The sequence below is a fragment of the Candidatus Methylacidiphilales bacterium genome (genome assembly GCA_033875315.1).
Lineage (GTDB): Bacteria > Verrucomicrobiota > Verrucomicrobiia > Methylacidiphilales > CAZTYG01 > JANRJG01.
Genome location: JANRJG010000014.1, coordinates 76044 through 95032 on the forward strand (window position 1 = coordinate 76044; position 18989 = coordinate 95032).

Here is an 18989-nt window from a genome sequence, read left to right on the forward strand (position 1 = left end):
ATTGTTGTCTAACGAATTGAGAAGCGTACGATATTTGTATCCCAGGGTCAGAATATCGCAGACGTTCCTGGAACATCCAGCTCGAACCATTCCACATCCATGCTAGCCCCCTGGCCGGCCACGTCGTGGCAGGAGAGGCCGATCATGGCCCCGGTGAAGTGGAATGCAGAGCCATAATCATCCGAAAGTTTATGTGCATCGAAAATGCCTCCCAGGGGAGTCCATTCATTGCCATCCGGCGAGGCGAAAAACTCCAAGGCCCCGTGGTTGATGCGCGCCCGCAGGCAAACGGCACAAGGCCAGTCGGGAATGGACCGTCGCGCGTCTTCTGGTTCGCTGTAAACCAAGTCATCGCCAACAGTGACACAGAGCATGCGTCCCTGAACTTCGTCATGCGTGATCTGCAATGCGAAGTATGTCCGCGTGTCATACCAGCAGACCAACCCTCCAAATTGGGTGAATTGGGTTGGACTGAAGTCGACGCGCGCGGTGGCAGTGGCGGCGAATGAGGTCAGTCGGCGGGCGATCAGACTTTGTTCATGGAGGGACTGGGGGGATTCGCGTCCGGTCAGCCGCAACCATCCGGGCCGGGCGGTAAACGAAAGCCAATCCTCGCTCGCGGGCACGCGCAAGGTTTGCCAGCGTGCGTCGAGACCGGGGCCAGTAAACAAGGTCCGTTGGGGCTCCAACGGCCATGGATGCGGCTTAAGACCGGAGGGAGCCGGCCAAGAAAGCGAGGGCAGCGTACCACCTTGAGCCAGACGCAACCAACCATCCTCTGTCCATTCAACCCGTTGCAGGGCCGTTTCGCGACCCAACACACAGAAATCCCCCCCATGTCGATCGGTGGATGAGGTTGTCGCCTGGCCTGTGCGCAAGGGCCGGGAACAAAGGTGGGCCAGCCACCATTCGCCAGCAGGGGTTTCCACCAATTCGCCATGGCCGGCTTTTTGCAAGGGATGGTCCGGGTCCTCCCACGAAGTCAGGATGAGGGGTTGCGGATCAGGCTCGTATGGGCCCAAGAGTTGGCGGGAGCGGGCCATACTGATGCCATGCCGCCAACCGGTGCCTCCCTCGGCCTGCATGAGATAATAGTATCCACTATGCCGGTAGAGATTGGGTCCTTCACAAAGCTTGTCCGGTTTGCGCATCAGTTCATGCAAAGGACCCACAAGACGGCGGGCAACGGGATCGTATTCCTGGGCCACAATACCGGCGAATCGATGCCTTCCCGGGCGATGATCCCATCGCAGGTTGATGATCCATTTGCGTCCGTCTTCGTCATGAAAGAGCGACGGATCAAACCCCAGCGAGTTGAGGCGCACTGGGTCCGACCAGGGACCTTCGATGTTAGGAGCTGTGGAAAGAAAAACCCGCATGTCTTTGAAGGGGCGACCCTTGCCCGTTGTCACCACATTCGTATAGACCAACCAAAAGAGGCCGTCCGCATGACTGAGTGAAGGCGCCCACGAACCCCCGGAATCGGGCACCCCACGCAGGTCCAAATGCGATCGGCGGGTCAGAGCGTGGCCAATCGGACGCCAATGCACCAAATCGCGGGAGTGATGCAGGGCCACACCTGGAAACCACTCGAAGGTGGAGGTGGCGAGATAATAGTCATCCCCCACGCGACAGAAGGAGGGATCGGGATGAAACCCCGGCAATACGGGGTTTTGCAACAAAAAGGAGGTCACGGCATGGAAACACTCAGCTGGAGGAACATCTTGTCTGCGTAACTTCCGGGAATTTGCACGGATCGCCATCCATCCGATTCCAAGATCTGGGGCCAGGGAACTGGAGTCCAGCTGCCATTTAGCAAATTGGTGGACATCAACACTTGGTAATTCAATTCCGAAGCCTGAGCTCGGAAGCGGAAGACAAACCCGCCGGAGTCTACATCCGGGGTCCAATCCGGCATCGGTCGTTGGGTGGGATCTGCCGGATCGAGTCCAGCCGCATAATACTGCAAGTTGGTCGCCTCCCCCCTACCGGCGGGGGCAGTGGGCAGGGCCTCGGAGGCGTGGAGAATCGGATAATGGGTGAGAGCCCAGGCGCGGTATCCCGCAGAAGCCGGTCTGCCGCTTTCCCAAACATTGACTGGCAATTGTTCGATGAAAGTTTTCAAGGCGTCGGCCATGTCAGACGCTTGGGCGGTGCTGGGGTGACCCGTGCCCGATCCCAAATAGGTGAAGAAGAAGGTGTGGATTTTGGCGTCGTTGTCCTGGGTCAGCAGGGTGTTGACAGCCGTCTGCACAAAACCGGGCCACTTGCTTCCGGGGGACGTGGCATCCATGGACCCGAGGGTGCAAATAATGTGGGCATAAGGGCGCTGTGCCCGGAGAAGGCGGAGAAACCGCACGTACGCATCGATGAAATCCTGGTCGGGCGTGGAACCTTGTAGCCACTTGTCGTTCTGCATGATGTTGATCACCACCACCTGGGGAATCCAGGAATTGAAGTCGAACGAAGCGGTGCTATTATTGGGCATTGACCGCCAGTAAAGGCCCTCTAAAGAGCTGCCCCCGCCATTGTTTGTTTTGACCAGGCCCAGCCCGCTTTTACAAATGATGTGGGCGTCCGCACCCATTTTCCGGGCAGTGGTCGCGGCATAGGCGCGATAGGTATTGGTCAGTTCCTGATCCGGCATCAGTCCGCCCTCGGTGATGGAGTCTCCGTAAAACTCCATACGGCGCGAGGACGCCACTGGCGGGCTGAGCAGGGTCGTGCCCGGACCGAGCAAAACTCCGCTGAAGGTGCCGGGGGCCACCCAAGCACCGGAGAGGGAGTAAATCTCAACTTGGTGGGGACCGGGAGAAAGGCCAGTGGCGATATGAGCCAGGGTTTCCGTATCCAGGGGACTGATGACCCGGGGGTTGGTGTCGTCCCCGTCTATGATGGCGTAGTACTGCTGATTGGTGCTGGGCCAGGAGCCCGGCGCGAGTTTGAGCGTGAGGGAATTTCCCTCAAACCTGAGTCGCAGCCCTGCTCCAGACCATCCGAATTGCACAGTGCTGGTGCCAACGCCATGCACCCGGCCGAAGTATTGTATACGACTGTCGTTGGGCGGCACCAAGGTATGCTGGCTTTCTTGGATGACCGCGACTTCCATCCGCGAGGCACTACGGTCGTCCATGTCATCGGTGGCAAAGAATTCGAAAACATAGATTCCCGGCTGGAGGCTGGAGGCTTGAAGCGTGGTGGTTTCAATCCCGGAGGTGGTGCTAGTCGATGGAGCCGAGAGGGTGGCGGTGGAAGGACCACTGATTTGCCGCCAACCTCGAGTGGCGATAGCACCACTGGGATCGAGTTCCTGCGCGGTTCCGGAAAGGGTGACGTTGCCAGACGGCCAGGCAAGGGTCCGATTGAATCCGGCCTTGACCACCGGAAAACGGTTGAACCATTGATCGATTTTGAAAGAGTCTAGCTTCAAATTGGGATCATTGGCGATGGAAAGATAACGCGAGACGAGCACACTGCGAATGGCAACCCGGTAACCGACAGGATATGTGCCGGGCGTTCCACCGGGCGTGGGCCCCAAGTTGTCGGCGGTGAATCGCTGATTATTGCTCGTCACCCCGGCCGATTTGATGGCTACGCTGCTGGTTGTATTTGATACCGACATGTAAGTATTGCTGTTGATCGAACGGAAAGATATCTGGCCACCACCCAAGTCAGCCCATTCCAATTTTTCCTGGTTTCCTAGGATCCCTGCACTGGCGGCGTAAATTTGGTGGTCCTTGCTGGTCACCCGCAGGAATTTTCCCGAGAGAACGGAGCGGAGGGCGACAGTGCCGTTTCCGGCATCTAAAACGTCCCATTGTTCGGCGGCGGCGGCGGTGATTTTGTCACAGAAGAGGGCGTTGCCCCCCGAGTCCACCACTTCGACGCGCAGATTCTGGCTCGTGCCGGAAACGAGAGGGACTTTTTCCACAGTCATGTTTCCCCATCCGGAAGCCACTGCAGGAAGCACCGGAGAAGCAATGACCACTCCATTCTGAAGTATCCGTATCTGTTTTTCGTAATTTGCTTGGTAGCGCACGGTCAAATTCGCGAAGGGGCGTGCAGCGCTGACCGACACGTTTGCGGTAAACCGCAACCATTCCCCGACAGCAGCAGTGGAAACCGCGAATCCGCCAGAAGCACTGGCGTCAGCAGAAATGTCTACGTCATCTCCGCGGAAGGCTCCCCCGGCGTTACCCGTGGTCAGGTCGTTGTAGGCCACCGCCGAACCGCCGAGATCATAACGCTCGAACTCCACCAGACCGGGAACCGCCACCGGAACACCCGAATAGGGCGTCTGGGCAAGGCTATCGCCGCCAAGTAGGCCGACAACTCCCAGCAACATGGCCAGCGTTGGCCGCCAAGAAGTGAACGTCATTTTTTAAGTTTAACGAACAAACCGACCGTTCGCGAATGGCCTGTTTATCAACTCGTTGACAAGTCTGCCGGCACCCCACTTTCTTCAAAAGCTGGGCCCGAATCAGCACCGCTGGAAAACTTCGGAAACAGCCTGAACCGCCGCCTTAGGCCGTCGATACTCATCGAAGGATCCCTTGTTGTTGAAGGTTCGTGGGCGGACCATGGACCGCCCTCCCCCGTAGGTGCGGGCATCGCTGAAGTGCCACAATGCGATGCCACTCAGGCGGTCATTCCCAAGGACGGTCTCGCAGGCACGCCGCACGTATTGGGCTTGATAATGTTCCGTATAAAAATCGTTATGCGGGTCACGCCAGCCGTAGAGTGCTTCCGCTCCAATTTCAGAAATGATGATGGGTTTGTGCGTGTATCCGCGGGCATCGATCGTGGCCACCGTATCGAGAATGCCCGGCGCAACGAGATCAAGCGGAGACGGGTGCCCCTCACAACAATACCAACCCGGGTATTGATTGATGCTGATCACATCCACCTTGTCAAAATGCCGGTCGATCTTACCGAACATGCTGGCATAGGTGGTAAGCCGGGAGGGGTCCAACTCCTTGAGGATGCGCACCGACTCCTCGATGACAGCACCGCAATACTCTTGGTCCGTCCCCGCCTCGTTGAGAAAACCCCAAAGAATGATCGAGGGGTGGTTCCAACTAGCGACAACCATGTTGCGCAGTGTTTCGGCGTGGTGCCGCCGGAAGGTTTCGCTGGCGAAAGGTTTTTCGCGCTGCCCCCAGCCGAGATTCTCTTCCCAGACCAGCATGCCCATGACATCACAGAGATCGAGAAATCGCTGATCTTGGGGATAGTGAGAACCGCGGACGAAGTTACATCCCATGCCGCGGAGAAGCTGCAGGTCTGCAGCCATCTGAAGGACAGAGGTGCAGGGCCCGGAATTGGGATGCCACTCGTGGCGGTTGTAACCTTTCAGAACTAGACGCTCGCCATTCAGCCACAAATGTCCGTTCCGTGACTCGATCCGCCTGAGTCCGAAGGACACACTGGCATCATCAATGGGTCTTCCCGAATGGTCCAGCAAGGTCACGGAGAGGGTCTGCATCACCGGGTTGGAAGGACTCCACAATCTGAGGTCCCTGCTTCTTACCCGCAGTGAGGCCACTGATCCTTCCTGGGAGCGCAATAACCCACAATCCAAGCCATTCACTGCCAAACGGGCGCTCCATTCCCCGGCAACCAACCCGACTTGCAACGTAACTTCCACCTCCCCCTCACGGTAGGACTCGGTGGGAAGAACCCTGACCGATTGGACATGGGGACCTTCCGCAGGCAGGGAGCGTGCGGAAACACTCCGCAATATGCCGCCATATTGGTAAAAATCGAAATACTCCTCATGCATCGGATGGCTCTCGAAGGAGAAGCGATTGTCGACAATGACTGTCAGACGTCGGGTAGTGCTGGTTGAGGAGGGGACCAGCACCGAAAACGGAGAATAACCACAGGCATGCGAAAACATCTCCGTTCCATCGACGAGAACTCTGGCCGACATTGAGACTGCCCCGAATTGCAATAACAAAGGACGTCCCGGTATGGCGCACACCTCCGTTTCGTAAACGGCCAAACCACGCCGACCCGCGTGCTCGGGTAGTGCATCGAATGCCGACGGGACCGGAACGCACTGCCATTCACGTCCGGGGAGATCTTCCCAAGGGTTGTCCCCCAGAAATGCGAAGCGCCAGATTCCATCGAGTAGTTGAGAGGGATTGAGGTGATGTTTCATAAATTAGTATTCCAGATGATTTCGCCCTTCTTTTGGATGAAATCGGCCAGAAGACGGGCCATCTCCGCGGCTTCCACAGGAGAGGGGTGTCCGTGCTGTGCCAAGTGTGGAAAAATAAAACAATCGACACTGCGGTCTCCAGAACTCGAAATGTATCCGTCCACCGCGCTTTTCAAATACACCGGCCATGGGCTTTTTTCCGAAACGGCATCCATACTCCCGAGGGCGGCGATAATCAGGGCACGGGGGTAACGCGAACGCAAAGTTTGCAAAAACTGCCGGTAGACACGGATGAAATCTTCAGCAGGCACGTCTTTGGCCGTCCACTTGTCGTTTTGCAGGATGTTAACGACCACCACTTGGGGCGTCCATTTCGAGAAATCCCAAAGGGTCTCGCTGCTCATGGGCAGCGCGCGGTCATAAATTGTGGGAAGCGTCTGGGGAAGCGCAAATCCTTTGAGAAGCCCCAATCCTCCCTTGGCGACCAAATGCACGTCGGCACCGAGGAGACGCGCCGTCGACATGGCGTAGGCCCGGTAGGGATGGTTGTGCGGATACCCCTCCATGCTCGATCCATCGGTGATGGAATCACCGTAGAATTCAATGCGGCGCTGAGGTGGGGGCAGCGGCTCCAACAATCGAGCGCCCGTGTCGAGGATAAATCCCGCGAATTCCGCAGTTCCGGACCAAGCACCGTCCATACGAACCAATTCCAAGGAGTGTTCCCCGTCCGGCAATCCCTCACAAACCAGGACTACTTTGCGCATGTCCAAAGGGATGATGGCGGCTTGTTCTTCCTTGCCGTCGATGATGGCCATAAACTTGGCCGGAGGCCCCCAACCCGCCTTCAGCCGGGCCCGCAGCGAAGTTCCGGTGAATCGAATTTTGAGCGTCACTCCCGGCCAGCCGATCCCGTAAAATCCCGGTTTCTCCGCACTGATCCGGCCCATGATGCGGATGCGCGGATCATGACAGGGAACAACTTCCCCTCCACCCGGTTTTTCACGGACTTCAACGACCAAGTCCTTTTCGTCCAGCGTGGTGCCATCCTTGCGCGAGGTGATCCGAAAAACGTAGTGTCCGGCAACCAGGCCATCGACCTGGGTTCGACGGGTTTGGGCATCCTTGATCACGGCGCCTTCCGGTCCACTCACCTGGCTCCAGGCCAGTTCGAACGATTTAGACTTCCCACCCAAAACAACCGCATCCAGTCCCACGGCAGTCTCGCCCAAAACGACCTGCGGGCTGTAAACATACAACGCCCCCTCCGTCGGCGGGCCGGACGGAAGCATCGGCTGCGCCTTTCCCAAGGTCGTTAATGCAACGATTCCCAACACGGTGCAGACAACTCTCATAGGGCGAACCTTTCCGGAAATGTGACCACAAAACCAAGCGAAATTCGGGGACTCAATGCGTCGTTGGCGATCCATTGAAGACGGCGGGCAAGGATCGGCGCGCCAACGCGGTCTTCATATTCGAGGGCGTCGATCCGCTCCAACGATGTACCATCCAGCGGGCTGAGCAGGGCGCGTTGGCCGCGGGTTGACAGGATGGCCCCATTTTCCAATCTTTCGACCTCGCCATGGGTCAGCAGGGCGGTTTCGAGCGAATCGAGACGCTGCAATTCAAAGGAATCCTGCACACGAACCCTGAGTGGTTCGGCACAGATCGTCACCTTCCGTCGGATCGAAGAGGCGCCGCAATCCATCGGGTAGCAACGGGTCAGGTCCCATTCCACCCAGGATTCTTCATGGGCATAGTCGCAGCCGACAAGCGAGGCAGCGGCGGCCTTTCCCGGTAACTGTTCACAACCGTTCACCACCGGCACTCCGTGTCCCCACGATCGTGTCGCCAGGAAACTGTATCGTCCCTGGCGGAAATAAGCCTTGGAGTAACGTTGATACCCGAGGTCCCCGATCAGGCGATGGCCGTTCAGGAAAAGGAGAACCGTGCCGCAATCATTGTGATTGTGATGCTCGGCATTGTGGCCGCCCTTGACCACGACGGTCATGACGCCCCCACCTTCGACGCTCCATTCGTCCATCCAGACTCCGAGATCGGGCAATAGACCGCGGCGCCTGACGGAGGCAGGGGCCGGAGGAACATCTGCAACCTCCATCGAGAAGAACCGGATCAAGCCGTGAAAACGGCCATGTTCCTCATCGAGAAGCATGGCGGGATTTTCCTGGAAGGCACGAAGTGAAACTGCGGCCATGTGCAAGCAGGCTGGAAGATCCAGCCGACATCCGAGGTAAGACCAGAGCGCGGGATTGGCGTATAACGTCCGGCTTGGGGCATCGGCAAAGTTGACCAAATCCCCGGTTTCCATGAAAAAGCGCGGCCCGTACTCCGCGATGCGCCTGATCTTTGGGGAGCCTTCGAAGAGGCTCCAGGCTCCTTCAGTGCGGGCCTCGATCAAACGGTTCAATTGGGCAAACTGTCCGAAGCCGTAGGCCCAGTAGCTGGGCCCCTCCGAACAGCCTCCGTCGTCCACGATCCCACCCAGGTAGCAGGGCAATCCTTTCCTCATGCGGGTGATCATGTCCTGCAACAGCGGCGCATCCTCACAGACTGCCAGGGCAGCGCCGACGATTCCGCGGTGGGTGACGGCGTTCCAGTTGTGGTTGCAACGAAACCAGCCCCAGTCATGGCAGGGAACGCGACCTGCGTAACAGGCAAAAAGGAAATCCAGTCGCTGACGCGTGCGAGTGGCAATCTCAGACGGTACCCGACTGCCGAGAACAGAAAGGGCCTCCGCCAAGTCGGCGGCCGTCAGGCTGCAATGCAAATCCATGCAGGTGGGATCCACCCCGGATGGATCAGGAACGTGAGCCGGGAGTGCCCATGAGGATTCCGCGAGAATGGCCTCCCATTCCCGCCACAACGCAGCCTCCGCAGTGGAATTCTGGGGGTAAAGCAGGGCCGTCATGGCAAAAACGGCAAAGCGTTGTCGGCGCTCCAGGTAGGGCGTCTCGCAGCTTCGGCGATCTCCGGTCCGGGCAAAATCACCATAAACCGAACTTGGAATGGCGGGCGGCGGTTCCCCGGACCACTTCTGCGTGGTTGTTTCCAGGAAACCAGCCAAGTCTCGGAAATGAAGGGATTCGGTGATGGCAGCCCATTTGCCAACATCTGACGGCGCGACCACGCGCGGCTTCCATGCCAGGCAATCGGTGGAGATCCCGGACATTTTTTGGTCCGGAATCAGAATGCACCTCATACACCCTTGGGGTGACGGCGCAGGGAACGACGCAAGAGCACCATCAGCGCTAGCCCCCCGGCAAGCAGTGAACCTGTCCCCGGTTCGGGAATGCTTTGGACATTCAGGTTGTCAAAAATCCAATCGGCACCGGCCTGTGTCGTTCCTTGGCTGGCAATGGAGAGGGCGGTGATCCGGTTGTTTTGTCCGGTATCGCTGCGCAGCGCGAAGGGGGTAGAGGTCAACTTTGTTCCATTGACCCAGACATCATAAGTGTCAGCCGCGAGATTGTAAGTCGAACTGCTTTGGGTATAACTCTGAGTGGACTCTTCGTCGTTGATGAAGATCAAGACCGAGGCATCCTGCCAAAATCCCCCGCTGAATCCAGTTGCAGTTCCCAGAGTAGTGTTTGTTAATGTTCCGGAGGTGTTGTTGCTGGCCCCAATAGAATAAAGCGATGATGTGGTTGCATCACGAACGAGTGATAGTCTGGCCAGATTAGCCGTGCTGCCAGAACTTGCAGCATTGAGTGTGCTGTTGCCAAAAGATAAACGAATACCCGCAGTACCAAGTGTTGAGGTAAAATTGGTTGCGGCAAAATCAAAAGATATCCGAGTGATTGGCCCTGTGGAAGCACCCGACAAACCAAAATTCACAACTGCGGTCGTGGTCGCATTGCCCATGTCAAAAACACGCAGGGCATTGCCGGACCCGGTGTTGCCAAGGGTAGCCCTATCTGTGGTCACAAAACCCACGTCACCCCCAGCAGAGATGGCGCTTAGCGCACCGGACGCACCTCCAGCAGGGCCCGTGTTGGTCACGGGCTCTACAGCGGTTGACCCGGCGGGTCTGTTGCCTACTGTGTCGCTGTTGAAATTGAGGTTCAACAGCACAGTTTGGGCTTGTAGGGCTTGGATGGTGCCTAGAGCGAAGATCGCCCACGTTGAAGCGACCAACAGACGAGGTAGATGGAGCAAAAGTTTCTTCATATGCAAACGCTATCATTACCCTGCATAGCGAACAAGAGCCCCGTGGCTCAACTCGTTGACTCGACACCTCATCCACTCAGATGACACCCCTTTGGGCTTCAAGTTCCGTGCGGATGGCGGCCATGCGCTCGCGGCTGAGTTTGTAAAACGGAATCAGGGACAAAGCAAAAATCCAGAAGATCATTGGGAGGAAGACGTACCAGTGCAGCATGGATTGGAGAACTTCCGGGGGCTGGGATTTTCCGAATCGCACGACGTCGAATCCACACCAAACGAGGATGAATCCGGAGAGTCCGCTGGTGAGCGTTCCCGACATCTTGGTCATCCAAGAGAAAACCGCAGAGAAGCTGCCCTCCCTTCGCTGGTGACTGGTGAGCTCGTCATAATCCGCCACATCGGCTTGCATGGACGGAATCAACATCCAGAGCGCGAAGCCAAAAGCCGACATGAACACCGCGGGGACGAGTTGGAGATAGGGGTTGACCGGAGTCACGCAGAAGTAGGTAAGGAAGTTGCCGATGAATCCACAAAGAATCGTGAGGACCAGCGCCCTGGTTTTTCCGACTTTTTCGCTCACCCAGGTCCACAGGGGAACGCTGAGCAGTCCGGGAACGAACATGGCAGTCCCTATCAATCCTTGGATGACAGAGGCGGCGGCGAGGTCACCGTGGTGGACATAGTAAATGTTGAGGTAAAATCCGAGACCGCCGACAATGCCGCTGCCGAAAGTCTGCAAGAGGACAATGGCGATGAGGATTTGGAAAGGTTGGCAACGCAAGGTGGTTCGGATGCTCTTGATGAGCTTCACCTTCGGCTGCTTCACCACATCGGCGGTGTAATATCGTTCCTTCACCACCAACCCGGGAAGGGCCCCGAAGGCCAAGATGATCCCGCCCATGATAAAACCCAAGACCCGCATACCGCTGGCCATGTCGGGTTCACCGGTTTTTGGATTGGCAAAAACGGGAAGCGTGGCCAGGGCCGGCAGCCAACCAGCAAAAAGGCCCACGAATTTGGCAAAGATGGCCCGGTAGGCCACCACCCGGGTGCGCTCGTTGTAGTCGGGTGTCATTTCCATACCAAGGCTGTAGTAGGGCATACCCCAGATGGTGAAGCAGGTGTAGAAGACCAGACCGACACAGATCATGTAGCCAATGATCACCGGCTGGGTCCATGAGGGCGAGGCGAGCCACATAAAGGGCATGACCAGACCGGTGAGCATGGCCCCGATCACGATGTAGGGACGACGACGGCCCCAGCGCGAACGGGTGTTGTCGGAAATCATACCCATGATGGGGTCGTTAAGAGCGTCCCAAAGCCGGAACACCACCAGAATGGACCCGATGATGGCCGGGCTGATGCCCAGGCCAATGTTGTAAACCGGAACATACATTTGCTTGAGAAACTGATTGGAAAGATTCTCCGTCATCCCACCCAAGCCATAGGCCACCTTCTGGATCACCGGAACACGGTCGCCGTCCGCGATGACCGGCTTCGCACGGATATGATTTGGGGAAGGATTGGTGGTCATCGGTCGAAACTCAGCCAAGTGACCGAGAGCCCGGGGAGGGTGATTTCCCTGGTCTTGTTCCAAAGCGAAACGACGGGTGTCTCACCACATAAATCCACCCGTTGCAGCTCCGTCACCGATTCAGGCAGAGCACCGGAGAGATCCGTTTTTTGTGGATCGGCGCTCCAATTGACCAGCATCAGTGTGGCTCGCTTACCCGCAGAGGCCGCCATGGCACGCACCCGTGCCGGACGCGAAGCCACTGTCGGGTGAAGCGTTCCGATCATTAGACTGTTCATGAAATGATAGACATGGGCCGGGGGACGCAGCTTTTCTTGGTCATCCATTTTTCCATAAACCCCATCCCGTTCATTCCAAGCACAGGCCACATCCAGACCGGCCTGTTTCATGGCGATGAGGGCGAGGGCATCGAAAACCGCGCCTTTAATGTTTGTCATGCGCTGGTCGCGGGTCTTCCAAGTCCAGCTGATATTGAATTCGTTGCAGTGGAGTTCGATCTTCCTTTCCGGGCTTTCTGCCGCGACCAAGTCCGCCAACTCCTTGACATGCCGGGCCATGGTGTCGGTTTTGGCAAAAACCGCCCGGTCGGCATCCTGCATGGAGCCGCTGGCATACATGTGGAAGGAGAGAAAATCCAAATGGCCCTTGGTGAGCCGGACAAATCTGCGGATGTCCTCGAGGGAGTCCGGACGGGTCAGGGCAGGGCCGCCCAAACGGACAAGGGGATCAACCTCGCGCATCGCCGCGGCACAGGCGTTGTAAATGGCGGCCAGTTCCTCCAGCCGGTCCGGCTGTCCCTTCTTACGGAGGTTGAGCCAGTACAAACCATCTAGCTCATTGGTGATTTCGAAACTGAAGCCGCGCTTCTGTTCCACATTGATGATTTGAACCAAATCCGCACAGAGTCTGGCAAAGGCGGCTTTCTGGTCCTCGTCCAGAAACCGGTCCTTGTTGGCATCCATCCATTCCGGCCATTCGGAAATGTTGATGATGCGTTCGCCGGGCAGTGAATCCAGTGCGGTCAGAGCGCGTTGGATCTTGTCCCGATCCCAAGCGCGGTTCGCCAGATCTATCCAGCCATTCGGTTTGACTTTGGAGTCCGCCATCAATCCGGCGTGGTGCAATCGGAAGATTCCCAAGCCCATGTACCTGAGATTTTCTAGGTAGGCCGGTTTGGCGGCCTCTTCCGGATTGAATGCGGAAAAAAGGGCAACCGAAAATGACCTGGTCGAGGACGCACCGGTGGCCTGAGACCAGTCGACCTTCACCCGAGTGGGTTCATTAGCCAGATCCTCGGCCGTTGCGGACGGGGTTGATTCCAGCACCGCCGTGTCTTGATTGGCCTCACCGGGACGACCTTGGCCATACAAGTTGGAATAACAGAAGTAAACGCACAGGGCTAGGCCCGCGAGGGGAATGCCACTCATGGCATCGATCCGGGCAAAGGGGCGGGCGTTGTGGGAACTTCAGGGGAGGCTTGATTGGGATCATAGGCGGGATCCTCCGAAAAAATCAGCACGTCTAGTCCGGCATCCTCGGTGCCCTTGTCGCTGCGAATGATCAAAACGCGTTTACCGATCTGTGAGCGGTCATAGGTGCCAAAGGACCTCCAAGTCCATTGGGGTGGCATTTGGAAGACCCACTTGAGCTCTTTTTGTGTCTTGTCCTCTGCCAGCGCCTTGAGACAGACAGCGTGTCCGCGCGCTCTGACCCAGACAGTCACGGGAAGAATTCCCTCTGGAACATCCGCAATCAGAAGCGGGCCGTAGGGCTTTTGCGTGCTGAGGTAACTCCCACCGGAAGCACCCTCTTCAGCCAGAACCTGCACATCACCGTTGTAGGGTTTGCTTTCGGCCTCCAGCCGAACCGGCTCAACAGCCAGACACTGGGTCAGAAAACCGGCCACGATCAAAAAAGAAAAAAAAGAGTGTTTCATAAGCATCGAGTGCATTGATTGGTTCGAAGACTTTTATTAGTAGCGGTTGAGGCAGCCCGGGGCAAGTGGCGGTCAGATCAATTCGTTGACAGAAAGATCGATTCGGGCACCTTGTCGGTTCATGGGCGATACCCACGACGCCACAAAAATCACCCTTCAAGGGATTGCCGACCACCTTGGGCTCTCCCGATCGGGCGTATCCCGCGCCCTAAGAGGGCACCCTTCCATCGGGGCCGACACCCGCCAGCGGGTTCGCCAAGCGGCAGAAAAACTGGGGTACCGCCCCAACCCCTACGTCTCCGCACTGATGACCCACCTCAAGGCCCGACGTGCCCCGCCAGACCATGAAGTGATCGCACTGATCATCTTCCAGGAGAGTCGGCGGGAACTCTTTCGCTATCCTTTTGTGGAACGGTTGGTCAAGGGTACCGAGGAACGGGCGCGTGAATTGGGTTACCGGGTGGAAGATTTCCTAGTGGGAAAAGAAAAGATCACGCTCCGCCGACTGGATTCCATACTCCACCACCGGAGTATCCGGGGTTTGATTTTTGCCCCCACCCCACAAACCAGGGCGCATGCAACCCTGACCTTTGACCGCTATGCCATGATTGCCGCAGGTTACTCTCTTTGGCGGCCCGACATTTCGCGGGTCACCGCCAATTACGAACACGTGGTGGCCACTTCGTTACGGGAACTGCGTCGGCTGGGATACAAACGTATCGGCTTGGCCGTCAATAAATTCAATGACGACCGTGTGGATCGCCGCTGGACCGGAGGTTTTCTGAGCCATTCCCGTGTTCCCATAGATTGCCAGGCCGCGCCCCTCCTGATTCCAGACGAGTGGACGAAGACGAATTTCATCCGCTGGATACGAAAGGAGAAGCCGGACGCAATCCTCAGCCCGCACATCGAGGCATTCCATTGGCTTCGTGAAGCAGGGATTTCCATGCCTGATGACCTGGGTTTTGCCCTTCTGGATTGGAGCGACAAGTTTGAAGGGGTTTGCGCCGGCTTTGATCAATGCAGTAACCTGATGGGGCGGGTCATGGTCAGCCAGTTGGTTACCCAAATCGAACGCAACGAAGTGGGACTGCCCCTCAGTCCTCTCACCACTTCGGTCAAAGGCGTGTGGGTCAACGGACCAACCATCACCAAAAAGCCCCCCGTCTACCCCCGATTGTCCGGAAATAAACAAAAATCCAAATTCTAACCGCAGGTTTCCCTATGCGTCTCAAGCTCTCAGAGGCCCTTCCCCGCAATACATCCTCTGAAACTCTGAACAACTAGCAGACTATTGCAGTTCGGGCAGGGATGAAAGGGTCTTGCGAATACAACGCACTTGGGCATTCGGCCATAGGAAGGAAGTTTGCTTGAAATGGAAAAGTTTTGGCATTCAAGACCTGTATTACCGAGCCTTACCGGACCGTAGAGGTTTAAACGATTACTTCCGTTGTTCCCATTTTCATTTTTTTACATGAGAATATATTCTGACTTCTTTATTGGACGACTACCCCAAAATGGGAACGATCGGAAAACAGATCCAACTCTTAACCTTCATAGCGTTTTGCCATTTTTGCCTGCCGTCCGGCCAAGGAAGCGAAAAGTCCGATTGGCCTACGTCCTTTTTTGCGGTATCTGATTCTTCATGAAACGTCAGCTTTCCACTTTGCTTTCCACCTTGTTGGCCTTTTCTCTGCTGTGCGTTCTGGTCAGTTGTGTGACCCTGGACGAATCGGGCAAATCCGCCTTCCTCCTCACCTCCCCTGAACAGGAAGCGCAGATGGGTTCGGCTTCCTTCAATCAACTCAAGCAATCCGGCAAGACTTCCGCCGATCCGGTGGCCAATGCCCAGGTCCAAAGGGTGGCCCAGCGCCTCATCCCGCAGGTGAATGTCCCCGGGGCCAAGTGGGAAGTGGTGGTCTTCGACGATCCCACCCCCAACGCCTTCGCCCTGCCCGGAGGTAAAATCGGCGTCCACACAGGCATCCTTCCGCTGACCCAGACCGACGACGGTCTGGCGGCCGTGCTCGGGCACGAACTCGCCCACGTCACCCTTCGCCATGGCGGCCAGCGTGTCTCCCAACAAATGGCGGTGCAACTGGGGGCCGCGGCGGTGGATGTCGGCCTGGCCATGAACGATGTCCGGGAGCGCGGCTATATCATGTCCGGGCTGGGCGTCGGGGCCACGGTGGGAATTATTTTACCATTCAGTCGCAGTCACGAGTATGAAGCCGACCGCTACGGTTTGATCTACATGGCCCGTGCCGGTTACAACCCGGAGGAGGCGGTGGCCTTCTGGCAGCGCATGAAGGCGTATTCCGAAAAGCAGGGCAACAAACCCCCGGAATGGCTCAGCACCCACCCGGCGGACGAGAACCGCATCGCCCAGTTGCAACAACTCCTACCGGAAGCGATGAAAGAACGGCGCAAGGCCCCTTGACCAAACCATCCGGCTGATCCATCCCGGATGGCCGGACGGAGGATTTACCCCGGGTCCTTGTCCTCGTAGGTATCCGGCATTTCCTCGATATGCTCCGGACCGAGCGGGCCGGAGATGCGGTGTTCCTCGCCGAACCATTTGCCCAGATCGACCATTTTGCAACGGGGGGAGCAGAAGGGGCCGGAGGGCTGTTCCATCCAGGGACCTTTTTTGCGGCAGTTTGGACAGGGGACATCGCGGGACATAGGGCATTCTTCACCCGCCCGGGGAGCGTCGTCAATGCGCCGGTGGATTTTTGAATGACCTCTGGCCCGAGGGCCGCTATGTCATAACCATGGCCGATTCCCCTGTTTCCCAAGACGACCTCCGCGATTTGATCGACCGTATCGACCCCTACGACATGGAGGCGGTGAAGGAATCGCTGAGACTGCTGAGCGACGAGCAGGCGGCGGAAATCATCCCGATGCTGCCGCGCTTCACCCAGGTCCGGCTCTTTGAGGCCATGCGTCCGGCCCAGTCCTCCGGGATCGTCGCCGAAATGATGAGCAATGAGGCCGCAGACGTGCTCGGCAAAGTCTCGTCGGAAAAACTGCGCGAGATCATGGGCGAAATGGCCCAGGAAGACGCCGACGCCATCCAGGATCTGTTGCGCTACCCGGAAGACTCGGCGGGCGGCATCATGCGCAAGGAATTCGTCACCGCGCGCGAGGATATGACCGTCGGCCAGGCCATCGAGGCGGTGAAGTTCCGGCGCGAGGAGGAGAGCCGGAGTGTCTTCTACATCTACGTCACGGACGTCGAGGGAAAAATGAAGGGCATCCTCCGCATCCACGATCTCATCTTCCGCCCGCCGGAAACGCGGGTGGCCGACATCATGAATCCCGAGGTGCGGGTGGTTTCGGTTCACGCCGACCGGGAACAAATCGCCGCCCTCTTCCAAAAACACCACTACCTGGCGCTTCCGGTGGTGGACGATTTCGGACGCCTGCGCGGGATCGTCACCAGCGACGATGTGATCCAGGTGATGGAGCAGGAGGCGACCGAGGACATCCAGCACATGGGCGGCTTGTCCGGGGAGGAACGCATCGATACGCCGTGGCCGCAGGTCACCCGCAACCGCCTGATCTGGCTCTTCGTCAACCTGCTGACCGCGTTCTTTGCCGCCTGGATTGTCTCACTTTTCGCTGACACTATTTCGAAATACGCCGTGCTGGCCATCTTTCTGCCCATCGTCTCGGGGCAGGGCGGCAACGCCGGCACGCAGACCCTGACCATCGTCGTGCGCGCGCTGGCCCTGGGTCAGATCCGGATGGATGCCAAGTTCCGGGTGCTGGCCAAGGAGTTGTTCGTCAGCCTGCTGACGGGCGGGGCGACGGGGGTGGCCGTGGGATTGGTCTGTTGGTGGTGGCAGGGGAACCTGGCCCTCGGTGCGATCGTCTGCGCCTCGATGATGCTCAACATGCTGGCCGCAGCCGGTGCCGGGGTGGCCGTTCCCTTCCTCCTCCGGGCTTTGAAGATTGATCCCGCCCTGGCCTCGTCCATCCTGGTCACGACCGTCACCGATGTGGTCGGTTTTTTTGTTTTCCTCGCGATGGCCACGGCCGCCCTGGTCTACTACCCTGGGATCTTCCAGTAATACCCAATCACCTTGACCGGGCGAGGGGGTCTTCGGGCGGTTGATCCGCCCGAGGCGGAGCGCCGAGCCGGTTTCAATTCATCCGGCCAGACGCGGCCCAGCTGGAGCTTCGCCCTCCCAAAAGGCACTTTGTCGCCTGCTCCGTGAAATAGCATCAAAGCCGCACGACTTTCCAACTGCGTACGGTTCCTTCTTCGACCTCGAGGAAGGCGACCGAAGGCGGGGCGCCCTTGTTGGGCTTGCCCGCGGAGCCGGGGTTCAGCCACCGCACCCCACGAACCGATTCGTCCCTGGGAACATGCGTGTGACCGTGCAGCAGGCCAGCGCAGCCCGCAGGTGCTTCCCGTGGCGGGATGTGAACCAGATGGAATCGGACCCCGCCGCGTTCCAGGTCAAGGGTCAGCGGCCAATCCGTGCAACTGTCGCAGTTGCCCCGCACGACCCGGACCGGGCACCCCAATTCACGCAGTGCGTAGATCGTCCGCACGTCGCAGACATCCCCCAAATGCCAGATTTCATCCACGCCAGCGAACAACCCCGGGACCGATGCGGGGAGGTGGTCGTGGGTGTCGGAAAGAATGCCGATGCGCATGCATGGTTTTGCTTCGACTTTTGCTCCGGGCAAAGCAAATTTTTGCCATGACCGAGCAAACCCGTTACCTGTTGGTCGATGGCCACAGCGTCATCTTCCAGCGCGAGGACCTGAGGCTGCTGCATGCCCGGAATACGCGCAAGGCCCGGCAGCAGCTCCAGGATGAACTGGCCCGGTTGCACGACACCACCCCCTGGCGGGTCACCCTGGTCTTTGACGGTCGCCAGGGGACGACCGACCCGGTGGAGGCAGGCAAGATGGCCGTGATTTACAGCAAAGAGGGCCAGACGGCCGACAGCATCATCGAGCGCCTCGTCGCCTCCGCCCCCAAGCCCCAGCAGGTGCATGTCGTGACCGCCGACCATGCCGAGGCCCTGATGGTCGAGTCCAGCGGGGCAGCCGTCCATAGCCCCCTTTGGCTGGAAGACCAATTCCGGCAGGCCGGGGAGGACTTTGACCGGACCCTTGAGCAAGTCCGCAAACGCGCCAAATGGTAGAATCTT

General features: G+C 58.0%; 15 protein-coding genes. 4 read left to right on the forward strand and 11 right to left on the reverse strand.

The features are described from left to right. Positions 1 to 47 precede the first annotated feature (47 nt). From SFU85_04955 to SFU85_04995, 9 genes are all read right to left on the reverse strand, one after another. Complete coding sequence (locus tag SFU85_04955) at positions 48 to 1694, reverse strand: glycoside hydrolase family 43 protein (GenBank protein ID MDX6766117.1); 1647 nt, start codon at positions 1692 to 1694, stop codon at positions 48 to 50. Continuing rightward, positions 1691 to 4378: a hypothetical protein gene (locus SFU85_04960; protein ID MDX6766118.1), complete on the reverse strand. Its 2688-nt coding sequence runs from the start codon at positions 4376 to 4378 to the stop codon at positions 1691 to 1693. Before SFU85_04960 ends, SFU85_04955 begins: the two co-directional genes overlap by 4 nt. A 102-nt stretch (positions 4379 to 4480) precedes the next feature. Continuing rightward, a complete protein-coding gene (locus SFU85_04965) occupies positions 4481 to 6163 on the reverse strand; it encodes a glycoside hydrolase family 2 TIM barrel-domain containing protein (protein MDX6766119.1) in 1683 nt (560 codons plus the stop codon). Continuing rightward, positions 6160 to 7455, reverse strand: coding sequence for a GDSL-type esterase/lipase family protein (locus tag SFU85_04970; GenBank protein ID MDX6766120.1), 1296 nt, complete (start codon positions 7453 to 7455; stop codon positions 6160 to 6162). Before SFU85_04970 ends, SFU85_04965 begins: the two co-directional genes overlap by 4 nt. A gap of 59 nt (positions 7456 to 7514) precedes the next feature. After that, the gene (locus tag SFU85_04975) at positions 7515 to 9353 is read right to left on the reverse strand and encodes a heparinase II/III family protein (protein ID MDX6766121.1); all 1839 of its coding nucleotides are present in this window, start codon (positions 9351 to 9353) and stop codon (positions 7515 to 7517) included. Between the two features lie 26 nt (positions 9354 to 9379). Continuing rightward, positions 9380 to 10351 carry a hypothetical protein gene (locus tag SFU85_04980; GenBank protein MDX6766122.1) on the reverse strand — a complete coding sequence of 324 codons (972 nt, stop codon included), beginning with the start codon at positions 10349 to 10351 and terminating at the stop codon, positions 9380 to 9382. A 76-nt stretch (positions 10352 to 10427) separates the two neighbouring features. Beyond that, entirely contained in the window at positions 10428 to 11882 is a 1455-nt protein-coding gene (locus SFU85_04985) for an MFS transporter (protein ID MDX6766123.1), read from the reverse strand. Further along, complete coding sequence (locus tag SFU85_04990; protein ID MDX6766124.1) at positions 11879 to 13309, reverse strand: hypothetical protein; 1431 nt, start codon at positions 13307 to 13309, stop codon at positions 11879 to 11881. The genes SFU85_04985 and SFU85_04990 overlap by 4 nt, the downstream gene beginning before the upstream one ends. Then, on the reverse strand, positions 13306 to 13818 hold the full coding sequence (locus SFU85_04995; GenBank protein MDX6766125.1) for a hypothetical protein: 513 nt from the start codon (positions 13816 to 13818) through the stop codon (positions 13306 to 13308). Before SFU85_04995 ends, SFU85_04990 begins: the two co-directional genes overlap by 4 nt. Positions 13819 to 13939: 121 nt before the next feature. Here SFU85_04995 and SFU85_05000 point away from each other — a divergent pair, with 121 nt between their 5' ends. Further along, positions 13940 to 15028 carry a LacI family DNA-binding transcriptional regulator gene (locus tag SFU85_05000; protein MDX6766126.1) on the forward strand — a complete coding sequence of 363 codons (1089 nt, stop codon included), beginning with the start codon at positions 13940 to 13942 and terminating at the stop codon, positions 15026 to 15028. A gap of 435 nt (positions 15029 to 15463) precedes the next feature. Beyond that, on the forward strand, positions 15464 to 16258 hold the full coding sequence (locus SFU85_05005) for a M48 family metallopeptidase (GenBank protein ID MDX6766127.1): 795 nt from the start codon (positions 15464 to 15466) through the stop codon (positions 16256 to 16258). A gap of 44 nt (positions 16259 to 16302) precedes the next feature. Here SFU85_05005 and yacG read toward each other — a convergent pair whose 3' ends face one another. Beyond that, the gene (gene yacG / locus SFU85_05010) at positions 16303 to 16503 is read right to left on the reverse strand and encodes a DNA gyrase inhibitor YacG (protein ID MDX6766128.1); all 201 of its coding nucleotides are present in this window, start codon (positions 16501 to 16503) and stop codon (positions 16303 to 16305) included. An 89-nt stretch (positions 16504 to 16592) separates the two neighbouring features. On the opposite strand from yacG, the gene mgtE reads away from it, so the two are divergent. Then, positions 16593 to 17894, forward strand: coding sequence for a magnesium transporter (mgtE, locus tag SFU85_05015; protein MDX6766129.1), 1302 nt, complete (start codon positions 16593 to 16595; stop codon positions 17892 to 17894). 154 nt (positions 17895 to 18048) lie between these two features. Here mgtE and SFU85_05020 read toward each other — a convergent pair whose 3' ends face one another. After that, a complete protein-coding gene (locus tag SFU85_05020; protein MDX6766130.1) occupies positions 18049 to 18486 on the reverse strand; it encodes a metallophosphoesterase family protein in 438 nt (145 codons plus the stop codon). 47 nt (positions 18487 to 18533) lie between these two features. Between SFU85_05020 and SFU85_05025 the strand changes: the two genes are divergently transcribed. Continuing rightward, positions 18534 to 18983 carry an NYN domain-containing protein gene (locus tag SFU85_05025; protein MDX6766131.1) on the forward strand — a complete coding sequence of 150 codons (450 nt, stop codon included), beginning with the start codon at positions 18534 to 18536 and terminating at the stop codon, positions 18981 to 18983. Positions 18984 to 18989 lie beyond the last annotated feature (6 nt).